The 12,339-nt window shown below is 66.3% G+C and carries 6 protein-coding genes and 1 pseudogene; 4 read left to right on the top strand and 3 right to left on the bottom strand.

The window, feature by feature from the left end; genetic code table 11:
• Positions 1–110 precede the first annotated feature (110 nt).
• The 3 genes from BJ970_RS36270 to BJ970_RS36260 form a co-directional block, all read right to left on the bottom strand.
• Positions 111–1,337 carry a cytochrome P450 gene (locus tag BJ970_RS36270; RefSeq protein ID WP_184732995.1) on the bottom strand — a complete coding sequence of 409 codons (1,227 nt, stop codon included), beginning with the start codon at positions 1,335–1,337 and terminating at the stop codon, positions 111–113.
• Positions 1,334–6,526: a type I polyketide synthase gene (locus tag BJ970_RS36265; protein WP_184732993.1), complete on the bottom strand. Its 5,193-nt coding sequence runs from the start codon at positions 6,524–6,526 to the stop codon at positions 1,334–1,336. The genes BJ970_RS36270 and BJ970_RS36265 overlap by 4 nt, the downstream gene beginning before the upstream one ends.
• Before the next feature lie 64 nt (positions 6,527–6,590).
• Positions 6,591–7,625: a ketoacyl-ACP synthase III family protein gene (locus BJ970_RS36260; protein WP_184732991.1), complete on the bottom strand. Its 1,035-nt coding sequence runs from the start codon at positions 7,623–7,625 to the stop codon at positions 6,591–6,593.
• A 178-nt stretch (positions 7,626–7,803) separates the two neighbouring features.
• Between BJ970_RS36260 and BJ970_RS36255 the strand changes: the two genes are divergently transcribed.
• The 4 genes and pseudogenes from BJ970_RS36255 to BJ970_RS36240 all read left to right on the top strand — a co-directional run bounded on the left by BJ970_RS36255 (position 7,804) and on the right by BJ970_RS36240 (position 12,281).
• On the top strand, positions 7,804–8,070 hold the full coding sequence (locus BJ970_RS36255; RefSeq protein ID WP_184732990.1) for an acyl carrier protein: 267 nt from the start codon (positions 7,804–7,806) through the stop codon (positions 8,068–8,070).
• 886 nt (positions 8,071–8,956) lie between these two features.
• Positions 8,957–9,205 (top strand): annotated as a pseudogene (locus BJ970_RS38685) (ISNCY family transposase); the annotation flags it as partial.
• Positions 9,206–9,944: 739 nt separating this feature from the next.
• Complete coding sequence (locus BJ970_RS36245) at positions 9,945–10,919, top strand: spirocyclase AveC family protein (protein ID WP_184732986.1); 975 nt, start codon at positions 9,945–9,947, stop codon at positions 10,917–10,919.
• A 36-nt stretch (positions 10,920–10,955) separates the two neighbouring features.
• On the top strand, positions 10,956–12,281 hold the full coding sequence (locus BJ970_RS36240) for a cytochrome P450 (RefSeq protein WP_184732984.1): 1,326 nt from the start codon (positions 10,956–10,958) through the stop codon (positions 12,279–12,281).
• The last annotated feature ends 58 nt before the right edge of the window (positions 12,282–12,339 follow it).

Genomic DNA, 12,339 nt, shown 5'->3' with positions numbered 1-12,339 from the left:
AATATCGGTGGCGCCCTGAACGAGATTTAGTCTATATTCCTCCCTGTATCATCCACTTTGGACACTCTTTCGTCTTAAGCGGTGGCGAGGGCTTGATCTCCGTCGAGGCCTCATCTCAGGACCACGGGCACCGCCTCGTATCCGCGGACGACGACGTTCTTCCGGTGGATCAGCCGTTCCTCGGCGAGGGCGACGTCGCGGCGCAGCAGGGCCGACAACGCGACCTGGCCTTCCAGCCGGGCTAGCGAGGCCCCGATGCAGAAGTGCGCACCCAACCCGAAGGCCAGGCTGCCGCTGGTGTCCCGGGTGAGGTCGAGCCGGTCCGGCGCGGGAAAGACGGCCGGGTCCCGGTTGGCCGCACCGATCTGCAACCACACGATCTCGCCACGGCGGATGCGCTGCCCGAGCACCTCGGCGTCGGCGAGCGCAGTACGCACCAGCAGCACTACAGGCGGGTCGTAGCGCAGCAACTCGTTCATGGCGTTCGCCGCTTCGCCGGGGTGGGCGCGGAAGTGGTCGAGCTGGTCGGGGTTGTGCAGCAAGGCCACCGTGCCGTTTCCGACCAGGTGCATGATGGACTCGTGCCCGGCGGCGAGCAGCAGCATGCACATGGCGACCAGCTCGTCGCTGCTCAGGACGGCACCGTCGTCCTCGACCGTGACCAGCGCGCTGATCAGGTCGTCCTTCGGCTCGGCCCGGCGCAGCGCGGCCAGATGATTGAAGTACTCGGCGAACTCGGCGTTGGCCTGTTCCCGCGCGGCCAGCTCCGCGGGGGAAAGCAGGAAGTCCGGATCCAGCCCGCGAACGATGGCCTCCGCCCACACCCGGAACCGGTGGTGGTCCTCGGCCGGGGCCCCCAGCATGTCCACGATCGTCGTCATCGCCAGCGGCAGGATGAAGTCCGCGAGCACGTCGATCCGGCCGCTCATACCGGCGAGCAGCCGAGTGGCCAGCGTTTCCACGGCCGGGCGCAGCCGCTCCACGCGGCGCGCGGTGAACGCGCGGTTGACCAGCTTGCGCAGCCGGTCATGCTCGGGGCCGTCCATGAACTCGAACGAGCGCAGCGCCACGCTTGGCCGCTGCGTCGAATCGAACAGGTTCTGCGCCGGGCTGCCGGGGTCGTGCCCGAACCTGGCGTCGCGAAGGATGGTTGCGCACGCCTCGTGGGACACGGCGGCCCACATCCCGCCGTCGGTGCGGAATAACGGACCACGCTCGGCCATCCGCCGGTGGCGCTCGTGCGCGTTGCCGTGGTAGTCGGGATCGACCGGGTTGTACCCCAGCGCTGCCTCGGCGAGAAAACCGAGGCGATCAACGTTCTTGGTGTCGGTAATCATGACGCTGCGCCCTCCTGCACGCTGTTGGACAACAGACCAGACAGATGGTCGACGATCGCGGCGGCCGTCGGCTTATGCCACAGCAGGCTAGCGGGCAGGCTCTGGCCGAACTGCCTTTCCAGCCTCCTGCGCAACACCAGCGACATCACCGAATCCAGTCCCTGGTTGACCAACGACGCCTGCGGGTCCAGCTTGCTGGCGGGCACCCGCATCTCCGCCGCGATGAGCGTGACAACCTCGCCGGTCAGCCACTCGCGCAACTGCTCCGGCTCAAGGTGCTGGTAAGCAGCCGAGTCCGGCTCCGCCGCGGCCAGCGCCTGCAGGTCCATGGCCTCGCTGAGCAGTGGCAGCGACACATGTGCTTCGTCGTCGGGTGGCAATGTGCGCAGCACCGCGAAAAAGCCGCGCCCGCGTCGGTCGATGTGGTCCCACACCTGCAGAGCCTCCGCTGCCGAGGTGTCGGCGATGCCCCGGGCACGCATTTCGCTCTCGACAACCTTGTTGCCCGCCATGCCTTTGCCTCGCCACAGCGACCAGCCGATGCTGACGGTGTCCCCTGCACCGCTAAATCCGCGGAGCGTGGCGAAGGCGTCCAGGAACGCGTTGCCGGCCGCATACATGGCCTGCCCCGGCATGCCGGTCAGATAGCCGTTGGAGGAGAACAGCACGAGGAAGTCCAGGCTTCCCGGCGGGAAGAGCCTGTGCAACGTCCACGCACCAGATACCTTGGGGCGCACCACATCGACCAGCTCCTGGCCGTCGATCTCGTCCACCAACCGGTCGCCGATCACCCCTGCCGCGTGGACGATGCCCCTGATTGGCGGTAACCCCAGTGCGCCCGGAGCCAGCTCACGGGCCGCCGCCGCGGCGTCGGCTATGTCCAGCGCGACGATCTTGACGGTGACTCCCTGGGCTTCGAGCGCGCGGATCCACTCGATCTGGCCGCACACTTCGGCGTCGGTCAGGCGGTCCCACGTGCTTCGTTCGGGGAACCGGTGCCTGCTGGCCAGGACGATGCGGCGCGCGCCGTGGTCGATCAGCCGCTGCGCGATGTCGGGTGCGAGCCCACCGAGCCCACCCGTGATCAGATAGGTTCCGTCCGGGCGGCAGCGGACCGGTTCACCCGCCGGTTCCTTGGTCGTGGGTACCAGTCGCGCGACCGACGGGCCGTCGCGGCGGACGCTGATCACGTCTTCGCGGGGGCCGGCGCACAGGATGTCGGCCAGCGCCGTGGCCACGCCGTTGGGGTCCTCGGGATCCACGTCCAGGATGCCGCCCCACAGCTCCGGGTGTTCGACAGCCACGATGCGCCCGACGCCCCACAACGGGGCATGCGCGAGGCGGGTTTCCGTTGCAATGTCCCTGACCCCGGCGGTGAGGCACCACAACCGGGGCTTCCTCGTCAGTTCCGCGCCGGCCACCGTACGCACCGTCTCGATGAGTAGGTTCGCCGATTGCGCGGCGGCGTCCGGCACCTCGTCATCGTTGTCCGGCAACGGTGGGAGTACGCAGACGTGTGACGCCGAGTCGAGCACGGCGACCAGCTCGTCGGGCTTGCTGACGACCGTGCAGTGCACGCCCGCAGCGGCAAGGGGTTCGCGCAGCATGTCCGCGCCGACGAACACCACGCCGGTCGGCGGCTCAGGTGCGGATGAGAGCTCCAACCGTCGCCATGCCAGCTCGTGCACCAGACTCGCTGGGTTGACCGAGCCCAGCGTGCCCGCGCCGACTTCGGCGCAGCCAACGCCGCTGATCCGCGCGAGCACGGTGCCGTCGCGGTCGGCGACCAGCACGGTTGCCGTGTCGCGATCCTGGTCGACGCTCGCCTGGATCACGGCGTACGCGGGCGGCCCGCCGGTGAGCTGCACCTCGGCGACGTGCGCGAGCATCCGCAGCGTGGTGCCATCCGACAGGGCGTCAGCGGCGACCGACAGCGCCGCGTCCAGCATCGGCGCCCAGGTGGTGGTGGAGTCGTGCCGCACGCTGACGCGCAGCGCCCGCCCCGCACGGGATAACTGCTCGACCTGCCAGGGAAATGCCGAACCGCCCACCCCTGTCCTGGCCATGCCGGCATGGATTTCGTCGGGGTCGCCGGGCACGAACTCATCCGGCGGCTCAGGCAGGGTGGCGGGCAACGCTCCGTGCGGAGATTGCGTGGGAATCGACGCGGTGACGCAGGTGCGCCAGTGCTCGGCAGCGCCATGATCGCGCACAGCGAGCGCCAACCGGTGATCGTGGACGACCTGGACCTCCTTGCCCTGGTCGTCGGCGACCAGCGGCAGCCGGAACTGCACATCCGTCAGCACGCCGGGCGAGACTCCGTTGGCGGCCTCCAGGAAGGTGTTGACCAGCACCGAGGCGGGCACGATCTCAACGCCGTTGACGGGATGGCTGCCGGGGTAGGGGCGGTTGTCACCGTCCAGGAAGGTCCGCCACAGCCGCAGCGAATGGCCCGCGACAGTGGTAGCCGCACCCAGCAACGAGTGCGAGTCCGCGACGTGGTTGGCCTGCTCGACGGCGCCCGACGGAGCGAAATCGCGCCAATGCGGCTGATTCTGCCACTGCATGGACGGCAGAGTCACCAGTGCACCGCCGGGATGCAGCCGTCCCAAGTCCACCTCGATGCCACGACAGTGCGCCTCGCCGATGCTGTTCAGCAAGGTCTCAAGCTCGGGGTGCCCTCTGCGGAGGGTAAGCCCCGCGAAAGCGTCATCGCGCCCCAACGCGGATAGGGTCTCGATGATCGGGTTGCACACCACCGGGTGCGGCGCGACTTCGAGGAACGCGCCATAGCCGTCGGCCACGGCTGCCTCGACGGCCTCCCGCAGCCGCACCGGCTGCCGCAGGTTGTTCGCCCAGTAGTCGCCGTCCAGCGCGACTTTCGCCCGAGGATCGGTGGCACTGGTGCTGTACATCGGGATCAGCGGCTGAACAAGAGGAAGGTCGGCGACGGACTCCCGGAGTTCGGTCAGCAGCGGATCCATGGCCGGGCTGTGGGAGGCGATCTCCACGGCGATCTTGCGCGGCAAGAGGCCCTCAGCCTCCCACTCCGCGATGAGCGCCTCGACCGCAGCCGTCTCGCCGGAGATCACCGAAGCCGTCGGCGACGACGAGATCGCGGCCACCACATCTTGCCGACCGGCCAGCTTGGCGACAACCTCGTCGAACGGCAGATTGACGGTGGCCATCGCGCCCTTGCCATCGGCGCGCCACAGCAGGCGGGAGCGCCTGCTGATCAGCCGCGCGCCTACCTCAAGGGTGCACGCGCCGGACACAACCGCCGCGGCGATCTCGCCCATCGAGTGCCCGATGACCGCGTCCGGGGTCGCACCGTGGGCGCGCCACACCTCGGCCAGCGCCGCCTCCATCGCGAAGATCAACATCTGAGTCGGGCCTGCGCCGGCGAACTCGCCGTCGCGCAGGGCCGCACGCAGCGAAAAACCGCCCTCCTCGGCGAACACCGGCTCGATCTGGTCGATCACGTCGGCAAAAACCGGCTGCGTGGCCAGCAGTTCACGCCCCATGCCCACCCATTGCGAGCCATGCCCGGAAAACACCCACACCACACGAGGAATGTCCTCGGCGGTTCCGGTGGCGATCCCGGGAGCCAGCTCGCCGTCGGCGATGTGGCGCAACCTGGTGATCAGTTCATCGCGGTCCGCGGCGACCACGGTGGCCCGGTGTGTCAGGTGTGAGCGTCGCAGGGCCAGCGTGTGGCCGACATCGGCCAGTGGCGTGGCAGCACCGGGGCCGTCCAGCCAGTCGGCGAGCCGGGCCGCATTGTGACGCAGCCCGGACTCGGACCGCGCCGACAGCGGGTACACCGCGTTCGTGTTCGCGGGCATGCTGGGAGACTCGATCGCTGCTGGGCGGCGAGCGGGGGCCTGTTGCAGGACCGCATGCGAGATGGTGCCGCCGAATCCGAAGCTGGATACCGCGGCGCGCCGGGGGTGAGCGCGCTGCGGCCACGCCGTCGGCTGCGTGGCCACCCTGAGGCCCGCCGTCGCCCAGTCGATCGACGGGTTGAGCGACGAAACGTTGAGGCTGGGCGGAATGTGCTCGTGCCCCAAGGCCAGCACGGCCTTGATGATCCCGGCCATTCCCGCACTGGCTTCCAGATGGCCGATGTTGGTCTTCACCGAACCGATCAAGCATGGATCGTCCGCGGGACGCTCAGCCCCGTAGACGGCGCTCAGCGCGGTGGCCTCGGTGTAGTCGCCGCGCCGCGTGCCAGTTCCGTGCGCCTCGACGTAGTCCACTGTGGCCGGTTCGACCCCCGCCTGCGCGCAGGCATTACGCACCATGGCCTGTTGGGCGGTCTCGCTGGGCGCCACGAAGTTCTCGGTGCGACCGTCGTGGATCACCGAGGTACCCAGCACCACAGCCATGATCCGGTCACCGTCGCGTTCGGCGTCGACGAGCCGCTTGAGCACCAGCACGCCGCAGCCTTCGCCGCGCACGTAGCCGTCGGCGTCAGCGGAAAAGGCCTTGGACAACCCCACCTGTGACAACATGCCCGCCGCCTCCAGCGATAGCGACCAGCCGGGGGCGGCGATGATGTTGACGGCACCGGCCAGCGCGAGCTCGGTCTCCCCCGACCGCAGGCTCTGGCAGGCCAGGTGTACCGCGGTGAGCGAGGCGGAGCACGCGGTGTCCACGACGAGGCTGGGGCCGCGCAGATCCAGGGCGTAAGACACGCGATTGGCCGCGCCGCAGTTCGACGCCCCGCTCGCCACCCACGCGTCCACGTCAGGCAAGTTCTCCAGCAGTCGGCGGCCATAGTCGTCGCTGATCACTCCCGTGAACACGCCGACCTGCCGGCCGGTCAGCGTCAGGGGCGGGATACCGGCGTGTTCCAGGGCCTCCCAAGTGACCTCCAGCATCATCCGGTGTTGCGGGTCCATCGTCTCGGCCTCTCGGCGCGTGAAGCCGAAGAACTCGTTGTCGAAGCAGGCGATGTCACGGTCACCGAGATAGCCGCCGCGCTTGGGTGCTCGCTGAGCGGCCGCCGCGTGGGCCGCACCCATGGCCAGGTAGTCCCGCCAGCGGTCGTCGGGCACTTGTCCCACGGCGTCGCGACCGGCGGTGAGCAGGTCCCAGAACGCGTCCGGAGAGCTTGCCGCACCGGGGAAACGGCACCCGATTCCCACGACTGCGATCGGTTCTGTCGGGTCCAGCTGCGTGTTCATTGCGGTTTCCCTTCGACGGTCGTGTGTCCCGTCAAGATCAGGTGACCGACGGGTGCCGCAGTTCTCACTTGACCGAGTCAGCGATCCTGACCACCGCGGCGGCGATGGTGATTCCCGGGCCGACGCCCAGCAGCAACACGTGATCTCCCTGGTGCACTTGCCCCGAGACGATGAGATTGCGCAACGCGAGGAACTGGTCACTGCAGCCGGCATGACCGATGGTTCTGCCGTAGTTCCACGTCGACCGCGACAACGGCATGTTCACGGCACTCAGGAACCACTGTTCGACCAGTTCCCGCGAATAGTGCGCGCAAGCTACCCGGGAGATGTCGCTGATGTCGATACCGGCTTCCACCAAGGTTCGGTGGACGGTCTGTAGCAAGCGCTGCCGGATCTTCAACGACATCAGGGTGCCACCGCTGTCCCGCTGGGATGCCCTCTGGAAATGCTCAGCGCGCGCGTTGAAGTCCAATACGCGCCCCACGGTGGCCCCGGGCGGGAACAGGGGCTCGCCGCTGCGGTGGGTCTGCTCTCCCTCCGGCACCGTCAGCAGGTTCACCGACAGAAGTTGCACCGCGGACGGCTTTTTGCTCAGCACCAGGGCGCTAGCCGCGTCGGCCACGACGAATGCCGTGCTCACCGACCACCTGTCGATCAGCGGGGTGCCGAAATTGTCGGTACCCACCAGCAGCGCGGCCCGCTGGTCCCGGTCGGCGTGCAGATGGCCCACCGCGAGGCTGAGCGCGCTGAACAGGCCGTTGCAGCCGTGCTGGATCTCCACCGCCAGCGCGTCTCCGCCGATCAATTCGCGTTGCAGGAGATACTGCGGCTGCCAGCCGTCGGGGCCCTGGTGCCACACTCCGCAGTACAGCAACAGGTCCAGCTCGTCAGGCGCATGCGCGCTGCCCTCGATCGCATCACGCGCGGCGCGCAATGCCATCTCCGGTGCGGAGATCCCACCGGCGACCGCGATGCTGACGAACTCCTGAAGCCGGCTCAGCTCGTCGGAATACCAGCCCTGCCGCACCGCGTCTGCCACACTTACTTGATCAGGGACGTACGCACCAAGACCGCTGATGAACATGTCGGAAGCACGCATGCGTGCACCCCTCCTGAAACCGCACCCGGAAATACATTTTCTTCTTGCGCCGCTCTACAGTGGTCGGGTAGCGTCGCATCCCGTCATCTCGCTTTCCGTTTGGTACGGACAAACGATTCCCTGCGAGCCTTGATTACCCGGCGACCGTGGCGACACGGCACACTTTCGGGAGGAAATAATGCGCGTAGACGAGGTCGAGGACAGGTTGTGCAACTTCATCCGCGAGCGACTGCTGACCGACGGAGAACCCGAGGAATTCACCCACATCACTGCTCTGTTTGAAGACGGAGTGCTGGACTCGCTGCGACTGGCGATGCTGATCAACTTCATTCGTACCGAGCTTGCCGTCGAAATCCCGTACCAGCGCGTGAACCGGGACGAGTTTCACGACGTGCACGCCATCTCCACGATGGTGGCGGACCTGTCGGAGGTGACGCCGAGGTGACGGCGGCGGACTTGCGGAGGATCTTCCCCGCCCGAAACGGAATCCGGCCCGGTCGACTTCTCATATTAGTAGTTGCGTGGTAGCGGTTTGCGCTCTTCTCGGGAACGGCCTCGATGAGCCCGGCCGCGGGTGCGGGTGCGGGTGCGCCCGCACAGTCGAACATCCACCCGGGACACCGCCTCGATGATCGATTAGTCCATAGGCGACTTGCCGCCCCCGCCGACCCATACCATCGAGTGCTCCTACACTTCTAGCGCAGTTCAAATTCGGCGGATGTACGAAGATTCGTAATGAACCCTAGAAGCAAACTTGAGGAAAAGTCAACACCGGTGGATCAAGATTTTCACAGCGTCTCAGTTGGATCTTGGTTGGACAGCGGGCGCGATCACGCTCTGTGGATTGTTTATCGTTTCGGTTGGTGCCGAATGTAGTTGTGCGGCTTGGTAGAGCCCTTGGTTCCGCCCTCGGAGACAGGTCCGCAGAGCGGTGAAATGTCGCATGTGGACGACAAAAAGGTGCTCACGAGGACCGCGAACGCCTCGGCGCCGTTGGCCCCCTGCCCGAATTCGACGACAGCCCCGCGTTCGATGGGGCGATCCAAGTAATTGCCGCCGCGCGCTGGCCAAGTTTCGTTGCTCCGCTATCGACAGAACGCCGCTTTGTCCACCGCCGGCCGCGAACCAGGTCCGTAGTTCGTCAGCGTGCCTGCGAGATTGGGTGCCCGACTGGTGGGATCATGGCCGGGACGGTTGTGGCGCAAGGGAATTGAGGCCAAATGGTCCCACCAATCCGCAGCCCACGTCGGGGGAGACGATGTTGCCGGAGATGTGTCTGCGGATGCCGGGCGAGCTCGAGCGGGTCAACGCTTTGCCGGACGATCCGGCGTTCTTCAAGGTGCGGGCCGGAGGCGGTGGCCGGGCTCAACGAAACGCTGCCGGCCAAGGCTGCCACAGCGAAACTGGTACACACCAATAAGATTCGGGTCGATGCCAACGGCGGTGGAGACCAATGTGGAAAACCCGACCGATTCCGGCCTGCTGGCCAAGGCGGTCCCCAGGATCGCGGGCACGGCCAAGCGAGTGCAGGCCGCCGGTGGGCGGCGCGCACGATACGCGACCGGCGTCGGGCGGCCGGCGGTTGCGGGCGACGGCGTCCTCGCCCACAACCTCGTCAAGATCGCCACACTGGCGCACGCCAAGAGCGCATAACCCCGGCAGGACAACCCGCCCCGCCCGCACCGCCGAACCCACTGACCCGCCATCCGGCCGCACGGACCCGAGCACAGTCCACCATCACCACAACGACTTTTTCGGGTCGAAGTAGCTAGCGGCAGGAAAAGCGCCGTCGGCAACTCCTCCACCACATCGGCGCGAGCGCCCGGGTTGCAGGGCGCGGTTCCTGATCTGGGACCGCGGGCAGCAATTTTGCCCGAACTTTTTGACGCCATCCTTAAGGATGCGGGGATCCGGAACCAGCGGCACCTGGAGAATTCGTCGAACTTCCGTAAAAGCGTGGCGCGAACACCCGTCCGCTGTACCTTTTGCCGGAGTCGATGGCCGATCCAACCCCGCTCGCCCGCCTCGAAATACGAGGACGTGAGCGCCTGGGCGGCTTCCGCGCCGAGTACCGACACGCAGCCTGACCTCGATGGAGGTTACCGGCAAGCGCGACCGCAGGCGACCACAATAAGCGGCAGATGTTTGTTGGGGCGACAATCTCTGCCCGTAAGGACACTACGAACATAACAGCCTGTAGTCTATCCTGTACTCATTGATTACAGGATAGAACCAAACTTGCTACCTGACAGGCGAGCCGTTTGCGATATACCCCAGCATCCTTCGCGACTTGTCATGCCCGCATGGAGGGACTACTGCATGGATAGCCCCGCTCCGAGAATCGGCTTAACCAAAGTCTTGGTCGGCTGGTCCCCGATCAGAGCTTGGGCGACGTTAGGCGCTGTTTTCGTCCTGATCCAGGCATGGATATACGGTAGTTGGCTCGTCACCGGCCAGGCCCATATTGTCACCCCCGTTGGCCCAGACCGACCGCCGGCCTGGAATATCGTCGTGTTGCGGGGATTCGAGCTGCTGGTCGTGGTAATCCTCATCGTCTTTGCGATCAGGATTGTCCGGCAATACCGCCGGGAGCATCAACTCGGCGCCGATGCCGTGTTCGCGTGCGCTCTGTTGCTCACTGCGTGGCAGGATCCCCTGGTCAACTTCGTCGGACCGACGCTCAGTCTCAACAGCCACATGGTCAGCGTCAGCTCCTGGGCCGCGGCAACTCCCGGTTGGATCGACAGCTGTCGCGGCCATGGACCCGAATCGATATTTCAGGTGACGCTCGGTTATCTGGTTTTCGTCTACATCATCGTGGGCCTGGGCCGTCTCTTTCGGCTGCTTGAACGCCGCTGGCACGGACTGTCGAGGCGCACGCTCAACGTCATTGCACTAGCCATCACGTCCGTTGTCATCGTCGCTCTGGTCAATGTTTCGGTTTGGCTGGAGCTGGCCGCCTACCCTGCCGCGATTCCGAATCTTTCCTTCTGGACGGGAACTCGCTATCAATTTCCCATCTACCATGAGATCTTCTATGCGCTGTGGGTTGGCGCGCTGGCCGTCCTCTACTTCCGGCGGAGTGCCGACGGTCTGACCACCGTTGAACGAGGTCTCGACGCGCTCCGCCCCCGCTTCCGTGCCGTGCCACGGATTCTGGCGGTCGCCGGGTGCACTAATCTGCTGTTACTGCCGTGGGTCGTCGTGTCGGCGGCTAGCAGTGCTTTCCAAAGTCCGACGCCGGGCATTCCGAGCTACCTGCTGGGCAATTGCGCCTCGGTCATCATGCCTTGAGTAAGAAGATCCTTAGTGCGGCTTAGGGAGAAATCGATGGAGACGACATGCACAGCCGCCGCGGCCCCCGGGGCGATACCCGTGCTCGGCCACGTCCCGCGCCTGCTGCGTGATCCGCTGGGCTTCTGGGGCACCCTGCCCAGTTACGGCGACCTGGTCACGGTCCGGGTTGGCACCATACGGGCGGTCGTGGTCTGCACGCCGGAACTGACCCGCCACGTCCTGCTCAACGACAAGATCTTCGACAAGGGAGGGCTCGCTTACGATGTCGCCCGACCCATCCTCGGCAACGGCCTGGGGACCTGCCCGCACAGCCAGCATCGCAGACAGCGGCGGCTGATCCAGCCCGCCTTCAACCCGCAGCGTCTTCCCGGTTATTCGCGCGTGATCGCCCGGAGGGCCGCGGCGGTCGTCGATGCGTGGCAGCCGGGACAAGCCGTTGATGTGCTGACTGAAATGACGGCGATTACCACGCATGCACTGGCCGAAACGGTACTGGGGACCGCGTTGGCCGCGGATGTGCACGCCGAACTGACGGAGAACGTGAACCTCATCGTGCTCCAGAGTCTGCGGCGGATAATCCTCCCGGACGTGATCAACAACTTTCCGCTGCCCGCCAACCTCCGCTATAACCGCGCCACGGCACGCGTCAAACAGATCGCGCACGGCATCATCACGGAACGCCGCCGCGCCGGCAGCACCGACCATGACGACATGCTGTCCATGCTGCTGGCGACAACGGACTTCGACGGCGGGTCGCTGAGTGACGCCGAACTTGTCGATCAGATCATGACGTTCTTCTTCGCCGGAATCGAGACCACGGCGGTCACACTGTCGTGGGCGCTGCGTCTGCTCAGCGACCACCCCGACATTCAAGACCAGCTACACGCCGAAGTGGACCAGGTCCTGACCGGCGACCCCGTCGATCATCTGCCCGAACTCGTCCTGACCGCCCGAATCATCAACGAGGCATTGCGTCTCTATCCGCCCACCTGGCTTCTGACCCGTATCGCCAGCACCGACACCGAACTGGGCGGACACCCTATCGCGGCCGGCACCACCGTCGTCTTCAGTTCCTATCTCATCCATCGTCGGCCCGACGAGCACCCCAACGCTCAGCGGTTCGACCCCGATCGGTGGAATACCCCGCCCGGACGCCATGCCTACGTCCCGTTCGGGGGCGGCGCACGGAAATGTATCGGCGAAGGTTTCGCCCTCGCCGAAGCCACTCTCGTGCTGGCCACCATCGCCAGACGCTGGCGGTTGGCGCCCATTCCCAGCCAGCGGGGACGGATCCTGCCGGGCGGGACGATTCGACCGAAGGGACTCCGGCTCCGAGCCATCGCACGGTCCTCCTCGTGAACCACATCTCGGTCCCCGGCGGCTTCCGTCGTGGGACGACCTACCGGCCACGGAAGGT

The sequence above is a fragment of the Saccharopolyspora phatthalungensis genome (assembly GCF_014203395.1).
Lineage (GTDB): Bacteria > Actinomycetota > Actinomycetes > Mycobacteriales > Pseudonocardiaceae > Saccharopolyspora > Saccharopolyspora phatthalungensis.
Note: the sequence above shows the minus strand (reverse complement) of the source record. Positions and strands in the feature narration are given on the sequence as shown.